This is a genomic window from Enterobacter sp. ECC-219 (genome assembly GCF_043966805.1).
Classification (GTDB): Bacteria; Pseudomonadota; Gammaproteobacteria; order Enterobacterales; family Enterobacteriaceae; genus Enterobacter; species Enterobacter cloacae_N.
The window spans coordinates 1,698,881-1,715,124 of record NZ_CP143680.1 but is presented as its reverse complement, the minus strand read 5'-3'; the positions used below and the strand labels follow the sequence as shown (position 1 = coordinate 1,715,124).

The 16,244-nt window shown below is 53.0% G+C and carries 16 protein-coding genes and 1 pseudogene; 9 read left to right on the top strand and 8 right to left on the bottom strand.

From position 1 onward, the window contains the following. Positions 1–8: 8 nt before the first annotated feature. From tauA to mmuP, 3 genes are all read right to left on the bottom strand, one after another. Positions 9–971 (bottom strand): taurine ABC transporter substrate-binding protein, encoded by a 963-nt coding sequence (gene tauA, locus V1603_RS08015; RefSeq protein ID WP_395313741.1) that lies wholly within the window; start codon positions 969–971, stop codon positions 9–11. Between the two features lie 178 nt (positions 972–1,149). Beyond that, positions 1,150–2,082: a homocysteine S-methyltransferase gene (gene mmuM / locus V1603_RS08010; protein WP_233003116.1), complete on the bottom strand. Its 933-nt coding sequence runs from the start codon at positions 2,080–2,082 to the stop codon at positions 1,150–1,152. Beyond that, a complete protein-coding gene (gene mmuP, locus V1603_RS08005; protein ID WP_116341691.1) occupies positions 2,069–3,469 on the bottom strand; it encodes an S-methylmethionine permease in 1,401 nt (466 codons plus the stop codon). Before mmuP ends, mmuM begins: the two co-directional genes overlap by 14 nt. A 348-nt stretch (positions 3,470–3,817) precedes the next feature. Between mmuP and V1603_RS08000 the strand changes: the two genes are divergently transcribed. The 9 genes and pseudogenes from V1603_RS08000 to yecR form a co-directional block, all read left to right on the top strand. Further along, positions 3,818–4,927 carry an AI-2E family transporter gene (locus tag V1603_RS08000; protein ID WP_116341693.1) on the top strand — a complete coding sequence of 370 codons (1,110 nt, stop codon included), beginning with the start codon at positions 3,818–3,820 and terminating at the stop codon, positions 4,925–4,927. Between the two features lie 113 nt (positions 4,928–5,040). Next, positions 5,041–6,825, top strand: a complete 1,785-nt coding sequence (locus V1603_RS07995; RefSeq protein ID WP_395313740.1) for a diguanylate cyclase — start codon at positions 5,041–5,043, stop codon at positions 6,823–6,825. A 328-nt stretch (positions 6,826–7,153) separates the two neighbouring features. Next, on the top strand, positions 7,154–8,227 hold the full coding sequence (locus V1603_RS07990) for a catalase family peroxidase (RefSeq protein WP_395313739.1): 1,074 nt from the start codon (positions 7,154–7,156) through the stop codon (positions 8,225–8,227). Next, positions 8,224–8,808 carry a cytochrome b gene (locus V1603_RS07985; RefSeq protein WP_163330393.1) on the top strand — a complete coding sequence of 195 codons (585 nt, stop codon included), beginning with the start codon at positions 8,224–8,226 and terminating at the stop codon, positions 8,806–8,808. The genes V1603_RS07990 and V1603_RS07985 overlap by 4 nt, the downstream gene beginning before the upstream one ends. A 798-nt stretch (positions 8,809–9,606) precedes the next feature. Then, complete coding sequence (locus tag V1603_RS07980; RefSeq protein WP_116341701.1) at positions 9,607–10,101, top strand: molybdopterin-dependent oxidoreductase; 495 nt, start codon at positions 9,607–9,609, stop codon at positions 10,099–10,101. Positions 10,102–10,118: 17 nt separating this feature from the next. Then, positions 10,119–12,056, top strand: coding sequence for a bifunctional diguanylate cyclase/phosphodiesterase (locus V1603_RS07975; RefSeq protein WP_163330392.1), 1,938 nt, complete (start codon positions 10,119–10,121; stop codon positions 12,054–12,056). Between the two features lie 240 nt (positions 12,057–12,296). Then, positions 12,297–12,554 carry a YjhX family toxin gene (locus V1603_RS07970; protein WP_028012097.1) on the top strand — a complete coding sequence of 86 codons (258 nt, stop codon included), beginning with the start codon at positions 12,297–12,299 and terminating at the stop codon, positions 12,552–12,554. A 10-nt stretch (positions 12,555–12,564) separates the two neighbouring features. Then, entirely contained in the window at positions 12,565–13,311 is a 747-nt protein-coding gene (locus tag V1603_RS07965; RefSeq protein ID WP_395313973.1) for an SAM-dependent methyltransferase, read from the top strand. Positions 13,312–13,604: 293 nt separating this feature from the next. Next, positions 13,605–13,715, top strand: a pseudogene (gene yecR, locus V1603_RS07960) (YecR family lipoprotein); the annotation flags it as partial. A gap of 23 nt (positions 13,716–13,738) precedes the next feature. Here the strand turns inward: yecR and V1603_RS07955 are convergent. From V1603_RS07955 to V1603_RS07935, 5 genes are all read right to left on the bottom strand, one after another. Continuing rightward, positions 13,739–14,095: a putative T6SS immunity periplasmic lipoprotein gene (locus V1603_RS07955; protein ID WP_395313738.1), complete on the bottom strand. Its 357-nt coding sequence runs from the start codon at positions 14,093–14,095 to the stop codon at positions 13,739–13,741. Between the two features lie 2 nt (positions 14,096–14,097). After that, complete coding sequence (locus V1603_RS07950; protein WP_395313737.1) at positions 14,098–14,640, bottom strand: type IV secretion protein Rhs; 543 nt, start codon at positions 14,638–14,640, stop codon at positions 14,098–14,100. A gap of 504 nt (positions 14,641–15,144) precedes the next feature. Beyond that, positions 15,145–15,363 (bottom strand): hypothetical protein, encoded by a 219-nt coding sequence (locus V1603_RS07945; RefSeq protein WP_395313736.1) that lies wholly within the window; start codon positions 15,361–15,363, stop codon positions 15,145–15,147. Between the two features lie 125 nt (positions 15,364–15,488). Beyond that, positions 15,489–15,857, bottom strand: coding sequence for a TA system toxin CbtA family protein (locus V1603_RS07940; RefSeq protein ID WP_395313735.1), 369 nt, complete (start codon positions 15,855–15,857; stop codon positions 15,489–15,491). Positions 15,858–15,877: 20 nt separating this feature from the next. Then, positions 15,878–16,234 carry a type IV toxin-antitoxin system YeeU family antitoxin gene (locus V1603_RS07935; protein WP_395313734.1) on the bottom strand — a complete coding sequence of 119 codons (357 nt, stop codon included), beginning with the start codon at positions 16,232–16,234 and terminating at the stop codon, positions 15,878–15,880. Between the last annotated feature and the right edge of the window lie 10 nt (positions 16,235–16,244).

Below are 16,244 nucleotides of genomic sequence, written 5' to 3'. Positions count from 1 at the left end.
CGGACTCCTTATTTCACAAAGCGGTCGGTCACGTACTGGCTGTAATCTGCCGCCACCGCGGGCACTTTGCCCTGCTCTTTCAGGAAGGTGGCGGTATCAACAATCGCTTTGCTCACCGGCCCGTTCAGCTGCTGCACCTGCTGCGCGGGGGGCAGATAGGTATTGCCCTTCACCAGCCCCGGCACGTCCGATTCCGGCACACCGCTCAGGCGGGAGAGTTTTTCCAGGTTGGCGGGCTGCTTCAGCCATTCTTCCGGATTGCTGATGTACGGCTGCTGGGCGTCAATCGCGCTTTTGGCGAAGGCTTTCACCACCTCAGGATGCTTCTCGGCGAAGTCTTTGCGCACGACCCACACGTCGAGGGTTGGCGCGCCCCACTGGCCTACTTTTTCGGAGTCGGTCAGCACGGTGCCGTCTTTTTCCAGTTCGTTCACTGCCGGTGCCCACACGTAGGCCCCGTCAATATCGCCGCGCTGCCAGGCGGCGATAATCGCCGGCGGCTGCAGGTTGATGATTTGTACCTGACCCGGCTTGATGCCCCAGTGTTTCAGCGCCGCCAGCAGGCTGTAGTGAGTGGTGGAGATAAACGGCACGGCGATGCGTTTGCCGATCAGATCTTCCGGTTTGGTGATGTTTTTCTTCACCACCAGCGCTTCAGAGTTACCAAGCTGCGAGGCGAGCAGGAAAACCTCAATCGGCACCTGCTGGCTGGCCGCGACCGCCAGTGGGCTTGAACCGATATTGCCGATCTGCACGTCGCCGGAGGCTAACGCACGTACGACGGACGCGCCGCTGTCGAACTTGCGCCAGTCGACCTTCGCGCCGCTCTCTTTCGCAAAGGTGTTGTCTGCCTGCGCAACCTTCGCTGGCTCCGCAGAGGTTTGATACGCGACGGTTACGTCCACCGCCTGCGCCTGAAATGCCCACAGCGCCAGCGCGCCGAGAAGTGTGATTCGCGATGAATTTGCCATAGTGCCTGCTCCCCTTGTTGTTATGAGGGCAGTATTTCCGGCGCAGGAATTTTGATAAAGGAATAAAAAAGAATCGTTAATGACGATTCGTTTTTAGAAAAAAAGCGGGAAAGGATAGCGAATTTTGTGCGGTTGGTTTTTTTCCCTCTCCCCGTGGGAGAGGGTCAGGGTGAGGGCATCAGCGCTGTGCGTTCAGTTCCGCAATATCCTTCGGCGTGGTGCGACAGCATCCGCCGATTAACTTCGCTCCCGCTGCCAGCCACTGCGGCAGATACCCCGCCAGCGTCTCGCACGCTTCGCCGTGGTGGTGCCAGGTTTTGGTTACCGCGTCATAATGCTCGCCCGAGTTCGGGTAAACCACCAGCGGCAGCGCCGTCAGGCTTTGCAGATGTTTTAACGCCGCGGTGGTATTTTCCAGGGCGATGCAGTTAATGCCCAGCGCGACAATCTGCGGGTAGTTTGCCAGCACGTTGACTACGTCACGCAGCGGCGTACCATCGCTCAGGTGCTCGCTGTCGCGCAGGGTAAATGAGAACCACGCCCGGGCGCGGGGATACTCAGTCAGCAGTACCGCCAGCGCCTTAATCTCCTCAAAGGACGGTAGGGTTTCGCAGGCCAGCAGGTCAGCGCCCGCATCCAGCAGCGCTTCCACGCGCGGGCGGTGGAATTCTGTGAATTCTTCGGCGCTACGCACGTAGTCGCCGCGATACTCTGAGCCATCCGCCAGATACGCGCCGTAAGGCCCAACGGATCCCGCCACCAGCAGCGTGCCCGCATGCGGATTTTCAGCCAGATACGCTTCGCGCGCCTTGCGCGCCAGCTCCACGCTTTTGCCAATCAGCGTGCGGGACTGCGCCTCGTCCAGACCGCGTGCCGCAAAACCCGCAGGCGTGGCCTGGTAGCTGGCGGTGATTGCCACCTGCGCGCCCGCGCGGTAGTAATCACGATGCACTTCGCGAATAAGATCCGGGTTTTCCACCAGCACTTTGGCAGACCAGAGGCTGTCTGCAAGGTTACAGCCGCGCGCTTCCAGCTCCGTTGCCATTGCGCCATCCAGCACCACAAACGGCTGTTTTTCAAGGATGGCGGTAAGCGGATTATTCTGCGACATGTTCAGGCTCCTGCGATGTCATATTTCGGGTCAGATAGTAGGCACCATAACACAGGGCGACGAACGGAAGCCCGCAATAAAGGGCAATCCGCTGGCTGGGGTCAAACCACAGGCCGACGCAGGCCACCACACAGAGGATAAAACCGAGCACCGGCACCAGCGGATACCACGGCGCGCGGTACTGCAGCGCAGAGAGCGGCTGACCGGACTGCAGATGACGACGGCGGAAAACGAAGTGCGACGCACAGATGCTGATCCACACTGCCACCACCGCAAAACCAGAAATGGCCGAGAGCGCGACAAACACCGTGTCCGGGGCCACCACGCTTGAGAACAGCGCCAGCACGCCGCCGAGCATGGAAACCGAGAGCGCCGTCAGCGGCACGCCGTTTTTGTTCACGCGGGCAAAGCAGCGCGGGAGCGTTTTCTCATTCGAGAGCGACCAGAGCATGCGGCCAGACGCGTACAGCCCGGAGTTCGCCGCCGAGAGGATCGCCGTCAGGATCACGAAGTTAAAGATATCAGCCGCATAAGGAATACCGACCTTCTCAAACACCAGCACGAACGGGCTCTTTTCCACGCCCGCCTGCTGCATCGGGATCAGCGCCGCCAGTACAAACACGGTGCCGATAAAGAAGATGATCAGCCGCGCGATGGTGGTGCGGATCGCAACCGGAATGACCTTGTGCGGATTTTCCGTTTCACCCGCCGCGATGCCGATAAGCTCGGTCCCGGAGAAGGCAAAGTTCACCGCCACCATGGTCATCAGGATCGGCAGGCCGCCGTGCGGGAACCAGCCCTCGGCAGTGAGGTTGCTTAAGCCCGGCGCGGGTGACCCGTCCTGCATCGGGATGAAACCAAAGACCGCCGCCCCGCCGAGGATAATAAAGGCGACGATGGTGATGACCTTCACCAGCGAGAACCAGAATTCCCCTTCGGCAAAGAAGCGCGTGGAGATGACGTTAAGGCCAAAAATCACCACGCAGAAGACCACGCACCACGCCCAGACGGGCACCTGCGGGAACCAGTACTGCATGCAGAACCCGGCGGCGGTAAAGCTCGACCCGAGCGCCACCGTCCAGGTCAGCCAGTAGAGCCACGCCACGGTGTAGCCCGTCGCCGGGCCAAGATAGCGGGCGGCATAGACGTGGAACGCGCCGGTTTCCGGCATCGCCACGGAAAGCTCGCCCAGACACTGCATCACCAGCCAGACCACCAGCGCGCCGATCAGGTACGCCAGCAGCGTGCCCGCTGCACCGGTGGTGGAGATGATGTATCCCGTATTAAAAAACAACCCTGTCCCAATCACGCCGCCCAGGGAGAGCATAATCAGGTGGCGTGTTTTCATGGTGCGCTTAAGCTGCCCATTTTCTTGTTGTGTTTGCATATTACCTTCTATACGTATGGACATCTAAACATCCAAAGAGGGTGTTATACCGCGATTATTAACAAAAAGCTAGATGACCAGACGCAAGCGGGCGCGCCGCGCGCTGAGTCTGGGGTGGGTTGTGAGGATCACATAGAGAATCGGACGCCAGGCCATAAGCACCTCCGCAAGCAGATACTTACAGCATGGTGCGGGAGCGTGCGATCTTCGGTCAGTCGAAAGTGCTATCCGTGAAGCGCAAATTCATACCGCGATAGTGCCCTACAGGCCGCCACCTGGCGCAAAGGTTGGTAATTCTCACAATCAGTTCTATAGTCGACACAGTTTATTAGTAACCAGGACTGACTGATGCGCTTTAACGGACTGACCAAAGGTTTCTTTATTTTCATTCTCGCCCTTGTGACCTGGGCCTTCTTCGACGTGCTGTCGCCCTACTTCTCCGCGATACTGTGGGCCGCTATTCTGACCGTCATCTTCAACCCGGTAAAAAACAGGCTGCGCGCCGCGCTGGGGGATCGCAACGGGCTGGCCTCGCTGCTGACGATTGGCATTATCTGCCTGATCGTCTTCATCCCGCTGATGGTGATCCTCTCCTCGCTCGCCATTGAGCTGAACGTGGTTTACACGAAGCTCCAGGAGAACAACACGCAATTCCCGGAAGTGGTGGCGAGCATCTTTAACCATCTGCCGGACTGGGCCAGCGGCTTCCTGGCGGACCACAACCTGACCAACGCGGCGCAGATCCAGAAAAAACTCTCCGACGTCGCGCTGCAGGGCGGGCAGTATCTGGCGGGCAGCGCGTTCCTGATAGGCAAAGGCACGTTTGGCTTTGCCATTAGCTTCGGCATCATGCTTTATCTGCTGTTCTTCCTCCTGAAGGATGGACCGTATCTGGTGCGCCAGATCCTCGACTCCCTGCCGCTGTCCGATTTTGTTAAACAGCACCTGTTCGCCAAGTTTGTCGGCGTCTCCCGGGCGACGGTGAAAGGAACGGCGGTAGTGGCCGTCGTTCAGGGCACGCTCGGCGGGATCGCGTTTGCCATCGCGGGCATCGACGGCAGCGTGCTCTGGGGCGCGCTGATGGCGTTCCTCTCGCTGGTTCCCGCCGTCGGCTCGGCGATTGTCTGGGTGCCTGCGGCCATTTACCTGTTCGCCACTCACCAGCTGTGGCAGGGGCTGTTTATTGTCGGCTTCTTCGTGATAATCGTCGGGCTGGTGGACAATATCCTGCGCCCGCTGCTGGTGGGGAAAGACACCAAAATGCCGGACTACCTGATTTTGATCACTACCCTCGGCGGTATGGAGCTGTACGGCATTAACGGCTTTGTGATTGGGCCGCTTATTGCCGCGCTGTTTATCGCCTGCTGGAACCTCTTCTCCGGACGCGATCACGAAGGCAACGCCGAAGAGCTGGACGCGGATTTCATCGAAGAGGGAAAAAACTCTCCTGATTTGTAAGAACAGGCGTTCTGAAAGGCGGCGCTGTGCCGCCTTTTTTTTCGCTCTGAATCAGAGGTTTTCTATAATCTGAAAGAACGTTCATCCATTTTTGCCGTAGAGGAAACCAACAGGTGCGAATCGCCACGATCACAAACTGGGCTTATGGGGTCACGGTGTGCCTGACCATTGCCTCCGGCATCGTCATGGTGATGGCTTCCCATGCCGACAACATAGAACGTGAGGCCGTTAAACAACGGCAAGTGTTTGATGAGATTACGGAAGAGATCGAAACAGACGCCTGGATGCTCTCTGATTTAGCGCGACTTTACACCATTAAAAAAGAGCCTGATGTGCTGGAGAAATATCAGGCGAAAGAAGCTGAACTGAAGAATATTGAACATACGCTGCAGCAGCTCAAAAACATGGGAGCATCGGGTGAGGAGCTGGCGCTGCTGTATGACGGACTGAAGATTGTTGACGAACTGCAGGATGAGCAGCAGGCAGCCATTGACGGCATCACCCGGGGCGAAGATCGGCAAGCCGTTGCGTTACTCTTCGGTAAAAGTTATGAACTGGAATTAGAGCGGGCGCAGAGTAACATCGACCGCTTTCGCCTGCTGCTGGACAAGCGCATTATCGCTGACGTGCAGGCTGCCACCAGAACGTCAAAAGCGCTTCGTACCGCTTCAGAGGTGATGGTCGGACTGACCGCCGTGCTCTTCCTGTTTGTGATGGGCTTTATCCTCAAGCGTCGCGTGCTGCGTCCGGTGGTACGCCTGAGCGACGTCGTTCATCGTCTGGCATCACAGGATTACGCCGTCGAACCCCCGAACTTCACCCAGGTTGATGAGATAGGCGATATGGCTCAGGCCATCCGCATCTTCCGCGAAAACGGCCTTGCGCGACAGCGGCTGGAAAAAGAGCGCGACGCCGACTGGGCCATCCGCGAGCTGCTGGCGCGCATGACGCAGCGGCTGCAGGGGTGTGAAAACTTTAACGATGTCATTAACGTGGCGGAGATGTTTGCTCCCAACATCGCGCCGGGTGTAGCGGGACGGCTCTACGTTTTCGATCGCGATCCGTGGCAAATGCGCTGCGCCGCCCAATGGCTTTCACCGACCGGTGATGAGACCACGTTCCACCCCGATGCGTGCTGGGCCGTGCGTCGCGGTCAGAGCCACCCGCCGGTTAACGGTGAGCCGGATGTCGCCTGCTATCATCTCCCGGCGTCACAGGCGGAAAGCGCGCTGTGCGTGCCGCTTATCGCCCAGGGAGAGGCTATTGGCCTGCTCTCATTCCAGAACATCACCCCGGAAAATGCCCCTTCCCGCGCGTATCTGGAACTGATGGCCGAGGCGCTCGGGCTGGCGCTGGCAAACCAGCGCCTGCGCGACGCGCTGCTGGAAAAAGCCTTGTTTGACCCGCTTACCGGCCTGCGTAATCGTCATCATCTGGAAGACACCCTGCATATTCAAATGACGCAGGCCATGCGCAACGACGAGCCGTTAAGCTGCATGATGATCGACATCGATCACTTCAAAAGCATCAATGACCGCTTTGGTCACGAGGCCGGCGATGGGGTGATCAAAAACGTGGCGTCGATTGTTCAGCGGGCCGCGCACGACAGCGGGCTGGCGTTCCGCTACGGGGGCGAGGAGTTTCTGGTTCTGCTTCCCAATGCCGGTGAAGCAGAGGCGCACGCCTGCGCCCAGAAGATTTACAACGCCGTGCATGAACTGTCGCTTCGCTACGGGCTGACTGAGATTGGGCCGGTGGACGTGTCGATTGGCATCGCCAGCTATCCAGAGCATGCTCAGAGCGACAACCTGCTGCGCGCCGCGGACGTGGCCCTGTACCGGGCGAAAGAGCTGGGACGCTCGCGAATTGTGAGTTTTGGGATGCTGGAAGCGGGCTAGGCCACCCGCCGGGTGGCAGACGCAAGAATATCGGGTATCAGAAAATAATAAACTTTTCGTGATATTCTTTTTTGATCGGGTTTACCTCATATACTCTTCTCAGAGCGGACAAACGCACGTTATAAAAATACTGACTTTTCAGTCAGTTATTATTTAGCGCGCAGGTGGCCGCCTCATCATAAAAATATCCTCTGGCATATTAACCACGGCGTTAATGTTACCGCGATTATAAAAAAATAATCGCCTCATCTTTACCCCTGTATTAATGCATGCAGCGCAGAAGATTGTGAGCGTGGCAGGCATTATTCTTCACAATGGAAAAACGTCTATGTCTAAAGTGGATTTACGATCCAAAAAAACCTGGGGAGCGCTGGCCTTAATTGCCGCGATCGCGGGGGCGATGGCTTCCGCATTTGCGTGGACGGCGGGCTGGCTTGGTTCACGCACCATCAGCCAGGCATTAGTCCCGGAAACGCCAACGCCGTTTCCTCCTGGATTTCGCCGTGCGCACGGCAAAGGGATGTGCTTTACCGGAAACTTCGTTCCTGAAGGAGCTGCGAGGTCACTGTCTACTGCGCGTCTCTTTTCACAAACGGAAACGCGCGTTGTCGGCCGGTTCTCTATTGGCACTGGCAACCCCTACGCGGCGGATAACTCAACGAAAACCCTGAGCATGGCATTGATGTTCAGCACAGACGACAAACAGCAGTGGCGTATGGCGATGAACAACGAGCCCTACTTTGCCACCCGGGATCCAGAAGGCTTTCTGGCTCTTCGCAAAGTAACCGCGCCAGATGCAGCAACCGGCAAACCGGATCCGCAGCGGCTCGCTGCATTCTTAAAAGCCTATCCGGAAGCAGAGAAATACCTTAAATGGGCGGCACACAAACCCGCACCCGGCAGTTTTGCTGGCGCAACGTTCTACAGCATTAACGCCTTCTACCTTGTTGACGCCCACGGTAATCGTCAGGCGGTTCGCTGGATGATGCGCCCGCACGATCCTTTTATATCGTTGAGCGAGGCTCAGCGTCAGACAGCCGATCGCAACGCCATGTTCGAGGGCGTCAGCCAGAGACTTGCTCAGAAACCTCTCTACTGGGATTTCGTTCTTCAGCTCGCGCAGCCGGGTGACCCGGTGGATGACCCTTCCCAGCCGTGGCCGAACGATCGCAAGCAAATAGTGGCCGGAACGCTGGAGGTAACGCAGGTGGAAGCCCAGGCAGAGGGTCCCTGCCGCGACGTTAACTTCGACCCATCGACGGTTCCAGCAGGTGTGGAAGTGTCTGCCGATCCTGTCCTGAACGCGCGTTCTGCCGCGTATTCACACTCTTTCAGCCGCCGCGAGCGGGAAATTGGCTACGGCAAGGCAACCGAGGCCGTTCAAATGCAGGAGGTTAAATGAACCCGAACCGTGAAGGACAAGAAAAAACGCCCCAGCATTTCAACGCGCTGGCTCGAGGGCTGCACTGGCTCATGGCGGCGATGATTCTGGCAATGCTGTTCATTGGTACGGCAATGATGACGACGCTCCATCATCGGATAGCGCTAATCGACCTGCATCGCCCTCTGGGGATTGCCATACTACTGCTGGCGCTGCTCCGTCTGATGAACCGCCTGCGTAGCCAGCCCCCCCAGCTCCCTGCAGATTTGCCCTTCTGGCAGGTATTTGCGGCAAAGGCGTCGCACTGGCTGCTGTATGCGCTCATGCTGGCAATGCCATTTTTGGGCTGGGCGCAGCTGTCGGCAGCAGGCTTGCCCGTTGTTATGTTTGAGGGTTTTAACCTCCCACCGATTGTGCCAACAAGCCCAACGCTTTTCGCATGGTGCCACGATGCCCATAGCCTTCTGGCGAAACTCCTTTTTGCCGTGGTGCTCTTACATATTTCAGCCGCATTAGTTCATGCCTGGATCTACCGGGACAGCGTTTTTGCCAGCATGGCGAAAAGCGGCAAATCGGCGAGTCAGCCGCCTCAAGAGCGCTAACATTCCCATCGCCCAACCGCGTCCGTTTGTTTAATTCCCCTGTTCGCTACCCGGATGGAAATCGGGTGGCGCATCATTTAGCAACCTGAGCGAGGCATATTGTTTTCGCTCTGGGTACACCTTGAAATACCATGAAAATATTATCGACACTCCCGATATTATGCCGAACATTCCGGGGCTCCCCTGCCAGAATAAACGCGACTGATATATTAAAGAAATAGATAATATCCACAGACGAAGGTCTAAGATTTTTCCTGGAAAAATGGAAGCAGCTCTACGACATTTTTACTCTTTCGCCATCGGTACAAAGTCAGGTCATAATTTCAGGCGTGACAAATAAAGATTACTGTTCGCGCACCCAACAAACTTCTAAAAAAAGACTGTCGCCTGTCGCCCCGTCGTCAGACATGCAGGGGCACGATTTAGCAGGGTAGCATAGAGCATGAGCGGGTAGCATTCCGGCGCCTGCCCGGGCGGATAACGACACCTCTTTCAGGCGTTAAGTACGTTTAAAGGGTTTGTATCACAGATGAATCTGCGGAGAGAAAAACGTGAGTCAATAAAAACGATCGTTTTTTAAACGCCAGAGAGTTTATTCAAGTAAAGCCAGCGTATCTAAAAAAAATGACGCGTTTAAGGCCCCTTACTCCCACCATTGCAAAAACACGCTAACCATATGATTAGTAAGAAATTTAAAAGATAACCACTGCAAAGATAAGGGTGGCTCAACAAAATATATAAACTAGTAGGATTACTAAATTATAATTCATATACTTCTGTTCAAAAGTGGAGGCCATAATGCGATTAACCCTAATGCTGGTATGCTGTCTGGTTCAGAGTTTAGCCTGGGCGGGTGAGTTGCCGAAACCCGCGGGAAAACCCATTTTGACGATTTACGGTAATATAGAAAATACGAACGAAGCTGGAAAAGCAGTGTTTGATCTCGCCAGCCTTGAAAAACTGGGTATGGTGAGCTTCGAGACGACCTCTCCCTGGTATACGGGCCGCACGAAGTTTGAGGGTGTTCCAATGAGCAAGCTCATGGATTATGTTGGGGCAAAAGGGACTAACGTAAATGTGATTGCGCTCAATGATTACGCTACCGCTATACCTCTTAGTGATTTTAAAAAATATAATGCCATTCTTGCCTTAAAGATTAATGGCGAATATATGCGCATCCGCGATAAAGGACCCTCATTCATTGTATACCCTTATGACAGTCTTCCTGAGTTGAATAATCAGATTTATTACTCGCGTTCAGCATGGCAGGTTAGCAAAATGAAGATTGAGTAGCAGTTCAGGAGAACATAATGAACAGGATACTGGTTGGTATCATTTTTTCTCTTTTTATCACGACGGGATATATTGCCTTTCTTGTTTACGATCGTCAGCAAGAGCTGCAAAAATTAACTCATTACACCGAGTCCTGGTCCGTGGCTCAACTGGTATCCGAGTATTACCGATTTGAATCATGGCTTGGTCTATACGCAACCGATACCGATGACGTTACGATAGACCAGGCCCGCATGCGTCTCGAAATTATGCTCAGCCAGGGCGAATTGCTGAAAGGAGGAGATCTAGGCCGCTATATTGGGAGCGATAAAACGCATCAAGAACTTGCTGCACGCCTGGAAGAAATACTGGCGTATCTGGACAGTAATCTGGAAAAAATGAGCCATGCAGAGTTAAAAAAGTACCTGGCAAATATGCACCTGCTCGACGCGCCGCTAAGTCAACTGTCTTCAAGTGCGTTAACAAAAGATATTAACACGATTAATGAATCCAACCATAAAATACAGATTCTTTATTATATTTACTCAGCACTTTCGTTACTGCTGGTGATATTAAGCTTTATTCTGGGATTCTTAATGATCTACCAGAATAAAAATATCCTTAAAGCCCATATGCAGGTGAAAACCCTCGCTGACGAACTTCAGCTGTCAAAAGAAACGCTGCAAATCCAGAATTCGAAGCTGGAATACGATGTGTATCATGACTCCCTCACCGGCATGAAAAACCGTCTTTTCTTCTGGGATGACCTCAATAAAATTAACCTTCAGGCAGATAAAAACCATACCCCTGTTACGGTGATGTTATTTGATTTAGACCGATTTAAAGAGGTCAACGATACCTATGGCCATGATGCGGGCGATTTACTGCTGAATCAGGTATCCCGACGGCTTACCTCAATGAGCAACGCGACAGATACGTTTTACCGCCTGGGCGGTGACGAATTTGCACTTCTCTCGAGCGGCCTGACCGAAAGCGCTGCGGTTTCGCGCGCTAAAGAGATCAGCGATCGTATCAGTCAGCCCTATACGATTAATAACCAGCTGATAAAAATTGCCACCTGTGTGGGTATCGTTTTATCTGATAATGAACGGCGCTCGGATTATCTCTATAAATTCGCCGATCTTGCCCTCTACGAAGCCAAAAAAGAGGGCTCACAGCAGATAAAAGTCTTCCGCCAGTGGATGCTGCAGAAGCTGCAGGAAAGCAGAACCCTTGAGCATGATATGGCTCTCGCGATCGATAACCATGAATTCGTTGTTTATTACCAGCCTATTGTCGATTCATTCAGCAATGAAATTTACGGCTATGAAGCGCTTATTCGCTGGATACATCCGGTGAAGGGGATATTGTCACCTGATTACTTTATTTCTGTTGCTGAAAAAACCGGCATGATCAATGAGATCGGAAAAAATGTGCTTGAACTTGCCTGCCGGGAAGCGGTGTCCTGGGCGGTGCCGGCCAGAATCTCGGTGAACGTCTCACCCGTTCAGTTAGGCACAAAATCGTTTACGACGATGGTTCAGTCCATCCTGAAAGAGACAGGCCTGCCGGCCAGCCGACTTGAGTTAGAGGTAACAGAGTCTTCGCTCTTCAGTGACAGCAACATGCCGATCACTATTCTCAAAAAACTCCGAGCACTGGGTGTCAAAATTTCCATCGATGATTTCGGAACGGGATATTCATCGCTCTCGCGACTGAGTGAACTGAATTTTGATAAAATTAAGATAGATAAATCCTTTGTGAACCCGATATCCACACAGGACGATGCCCTTAATATCGTTAAACTGATTACCAGCATGGCGAAGAGCCTGAATATGCGGGTTATTGCAGAAGGTGTGGAAACCGAAGCGCAGCTTGAACGCCTTCAGGCGCTTGGCTGCGATCTCGTGCAGGGCTATCTTTTCGGCAAGCCGCAGGCTGAAATCGACAGAAAAATAAAAAACGGTACCGTGTGATCCTACCGGGATCACACTTTTCAGCTCTGGGTATTCACATACAATAACCCGGTGTTACCATTCACCCCGTAAATACCTTTCTACTCAACCCGAGGCTTTGATGCTGGAGAATGTCATCATCCGATAATCAGTTTCCCCGACCTTTTCAGGCCGGACTGATTATCACTGCGCCGAAATCGAATGCGGACACCGCTGTGTGTTTGCACGTTTTGCACATGATGATGAAACAGGTTTTCCAGTATGAATTTATCCCGTCAGGAACAGCGTACCTTACACGTTCTCGCCAAAGGTGGCCGTATTGTGCACGTCCGCGATACGTCCGGCCGCGTCACCGCCGTTGAATGCTACAGCCGCGAAGGTCTGCTGCTCAGCGACTGCACGCTCGCCGTCTTCAAAAAACTCAAAACCAAAAAGCTGATCAAATCCGTTAACGGTCAGCCCTACCGCATCAATACCACCGGGCTGAATAACGTCCGTGCCCAGCCTGATAATCGTTAAGGAGAGGATGATGGATATCCCACGTATTTTTACCATTAGCGAAAGCGAACATCGCATTCATAACCCCTTCACGCCAGAAAAGTACGCCACGCTGGGGCGCGTGTTACGCATGAAGCCAGGCGCACGCATTCTCGATCTCGGCAGCGGCTCAGGAGAGATGCTGTGCATCTGGGCACGTGATTACGGGATTACTGGTATCGGCATCGACATGAGCCCGCTCTTTACCGCGCAGGCAACGCGGCGCGCAGAGGCGCTCGGCGTCAGCGAACGCGTCCATTTTGTGCATAACGACGCGGCAGGCTACGTGGCTGATGAACGATGCGACGTGGCGGCCTGCGTTGGCGCCACGTGGATTGCGGGCGGCGTTGCCGGGACGATGGACCTGCTGGCACAAAGCCTTAAGCCTGGGGGAACCATGCTCATCGGCGAACCTTACTGGCGACAGGTTCCCGCAACGGAGGAGACGGCTCGAGCATGCGGCGTCTCGTCCACCGCAGACTTTCTCACCCTGCCCGATCTCGTCGCGTCTTTCGATCAGCAGGGTTATGACCTGGTCGAAATGGTGCTGGCAGACCAGGAGGGCTGGGACAGATACGAAGCCGCGAAATGGATGACAATGCGCCGCTGGCTGGATCAAAACCCCGACGATGATTTTGCACAGGAGGTGCGCGCGGAGCTGACGGTAGCGCCCAAGCGCCACGTGGCTTACACAAGGGAATATGTTGGCTGGGGCGTGTTTGCGTTAATTGCACGATAAGAGGGTGTGGCGGTATAGCCTTTTGGGGCTATACCGCCTTAGGCAGGAAGCGCTCGGCACTGTGAACGCTGCGCTACGTCCGAAGGGTAAAAACCTTTAATCATTGCCTTTCCGATGTCCGCAATCACAGACGCTTTCTTAACATCCCTTTTTTCTCTATTACTGGACGAATGGTATTCCAGACCATTGGCTAATGAGAGAAAACGATGGAGATAATATATTGCACGTAAAACAACCAGACACATTTGTGAAGGTAGCATTATGGATATTTCGCTGCATGAGGCTATTCTGGTGCGGAGCCTTTCGGCGGTTCTACTTCTGCTTGTTCTCAGCCATCCTCAAGCAGATGTATGGAAACAATGGCCACAATGGAATATCAATGTACTGGTAAATTGAAAAAGTAATATTTGGGGGCAGAATGCCCCCCTTATTCTTTGGAATAAGAAAATTCAGCAGTGACTAAATGCGACTCTGATTTATCAGATTGGACGTCATACGCGAAGTTATACCTCTCTCCAGATGTAAATTTAAATCCGAACACAGGAAGACAATCACCCTTTGGGACATAAAGAGGCTTATCATCAAAAATCTTGTGGAGAGAGTCGCTATTATCGCTGTTTATTTGGACAGCAGTGATCCGTTCCTGTGGTTCCAGTGGTGACAGCACACAAACTTGATTATCTTTAACTAATACCGTTGTAGATTCACGATCGACCATTCGATCACCAGGCCCAGGGCATCCCGTTAAGAGAAATACAGCACCCAGCAACATTTTGTTCTTCATGTTTAACGCCCCTTCCCTGTTACGATTTTCTGGTAAAGCGAAGGGATATCCTGCAACAAATCTACGCCCCTGTACATCCCCATGCGCCCCGGTCTCTGATAGTAAGACCACTTACTTATCCCATAAACCAGCAATAACCAGTAATCAGCTAAAATAGAGGCTTGCTGTTCAAGCGAGTAATCAGTGAGCTTTTCTTTATCCAGCCTGTAGGTATATTCAGCAGCCCAGCTAAAAGCTCCCCGCATTCTCACCCATTGCCCGTGTTGGTGTTGCCAGACATGCCCCAGCTCATGGATGAAAACATATTTATCTTCGATGAAAACCGAGTTTGCGGAAAAGTCTTCCTTGTACATCGGTTTTCTGTACCACAACTCCCCGTTGGGAGTCATCGCATAGTTTTGTTTCTGAAGTCCGAACGGTAAATAGCTGTCGCAATGAATCCAGACACGGCTATAAACTATCGAATCACCGTACACCCTGCGAGCCATTGCAATCTCGCCTGGCGTCATCCGGCGTAATGTTCCTTCCTCTGCCTGTGCGCTCATAAATTGCCCTCCTTGTATGAATTATCTTAGGTTATCCATGGTGCATAAAATGCGCAACTAATAGATTTTGGAAAAGAGAAGCCATTTAGCAGCATGATCGGTCGGTTAAAACATGTTGTTAGCCGCTCGCGCCAACTTGATTTCCTCTTGCTCTTCCTGCTTCTTAGCAAGCCAGGCGGCGTTGCCAGGAATTTACGGGCGTTACTCTTATGGTTGTTGCGCTTCGTGGCTGCTGCATTCCTGGCTTTTGACATAATATTCCCTCCACTGAATATGCCAGTGTTCACCGTACAGCAGAGAGACATTACAACGAAGTTACAATGGTGTAGATAATAGATGACCATCACGTGCCGAGTTGGGCACATAAGAAAAGGCGGCGCGTAGCGCTTCCGCAGTATGTAATCCCTTCGCTGGAGGATAAAGCTTTAGCACCTTCTCTTATCAGGTGATCGTTATACTCCGGTGATCGAAACCGTGGCAAAGCCGGATTTTTTCCCGATATGGTTAGCCTTCCCAACATGACGCCTGTTTATTCTGTGCAACGTCATCTCGACGTGAAGCATCATTTAGCGCCGCACGAAGCGCGGAACGTATTGCTAAGGGTTCAAGTGATGTGTTTAGAGAGTCGGGCAGCAAGTGATTGATTTTCTTAGATGGTGCGATAATAGGAACATAACACACCGCCAACAACCATTGATAAATATATGTTTTTTCTTGTTTCATCTTTGTAAGTGCCCCCTTTTATGCCCCCATCTTGTTTTTCATGCGACTCGCTGAGCCTTTCATCGAGTCGCTAATTTCATCAAATTCTTCACGTATCGTGGAAACCTTCTCAGGTCTCCATCTCCTCACTGCCGTGATCGGCTAAGAAAAATATTACTTACCTCCTTGTGAGAACACCGGCTCATCAGCCCGCACGCTTTCCTGGCATGAAGAATGTCTGTCGCAGTCAAAAATGGTGCTTGTATCTGTGAGGTAAATCCACTGCGATTGATGCAAACTAACTCATATTTCTCTACCAGAAAGTTTACGGCATTAGCCAGAGTGATACGGGCATCGATATGTTCCTGTATAACGGTTTCATCACAGAAAGGTGTATCGTTTAGTGTCAGACCATAATGCTGTTCCAGCATTCGTGTAAGTAGCATTTGCCAGACTGCCACGGGCGACAGGCAGGGCCTCGCCGCCCGCATATTTGTTGTAGGTAGAAATTTCATTTTTTCTCTCGTGAAAGTAATTAACCTTGAGTGGGATAAATGGCGATGTATACGTAGCCACAACTACCAAGCGTATCGGCTTCGCAGGTGAGTCCGTTGTGATAGAGGGTGACACAGTGCTGATGGCGGGGGGAGAGTTCTCCGCTGGTGAGTATCAGCTCCAGTTGTTTGAGAATCAACGGAAAGGCCTGATCCAGGTACAGCGCGTCATCGTCGCAGAAAGCACCGTTAAACCCGGCCCGGTCAGCAAGGAAATGCAGGCGGTTGCCTTCCTGCACCAGACGAGCGCCAAAACAGGGTGTGATCGTACTCGTTAGCCCCCACTGCTGGCAGGCTGGATTCTCCGGCTTGTCACCAGATTCTGAGTGATTGTTCATTATTGTTCCT